This window comes from Burkholderia sp. AU4i, from assembly GCF_000466765.1.
GTDB classification, from domain to species: Bacteria; Pseudomonadota; Gammaproteobacteria; order Burkholderiales; family Burkholderiaceae; genus Burkholderia; species Burkholderia cepacia.
The window spans coordinates 1-625 of sequence record NZ_ASSI01000435.1 but is presented as its reverse complement, the minus strand read 5'-3'; the positions used below and the strand labels follow the sequence as shown (position 1 = coordinate 625).

Genomic DNA, 625 nt, shown 5'->3' with positions numbered 1-625 from the left:
CAACCCTTCGTCGCGGGCGCGCAGCACCATCGCGGCGGCGAGGTTGCCGCCCGCCGAGCGCCCGCCGATGACGATGTTTTCCGGTGCGTAGCGCTCCAGCACGTACGCATACGCGGCGATGCAATCGTCGAGTGCGGCCGGATACGGATGTTCGGGCGGCAGGCGATAGTCGACGCCGTAGCATCGAATGCCGAGCCGGTCGGCTTGCATCTGCGCGCCGGCGCGGCATGCGGCGCCGCCGCCGAGAACCAGCGCACCGCCATGCAGGTCGATGTACGCGCATTCGCCGGAAGCCACTGCCTCGGGCGTGGCGACGTGCACGTCCGCGGCGCCGGCCCGGATCGTCTCCACGCTTGAACGCAGATGACCGCCGAGCTGCTCGATGGCCGCCGCGTAGTGCGCGTCGGCGGCCGTCTTCACGCGCATCCATGCGTCGAAATCGTCCGGGGCAGGCATCACGTGCAGCGCGTTCAGCGGCACGCCGTCGCTGCCGACCAGCCGTTGCAACGCGGCTCGCGCCTCTTCGCTGATCGAGGCCGGGAAGGGGACGACACGGCTCGGCAGGACCACGCCGTCGGGTTGGTCTTTCATCGATTCGGCTCCGTTGGGCGAGTCATGCGGCGCA

General features: G+C 70.1%; 1 protein-coding gene. It reads right to left on the bottom strand.

Features of this window, described 5'->3' with window-relative positions; all coding sequences use genetic code 11:
* Positions 1 to 591, bottom strand: a 591-nt coding sequence (locus tag L810_RS43330) for an alpha/beta hydrolase fold domain-containing protein (protein WP_042978477.1), incomplete at its 3' end; no start/stop codon positions are given.
* Positions 592 to 625 lie beyond the last annotated feature (34 nt).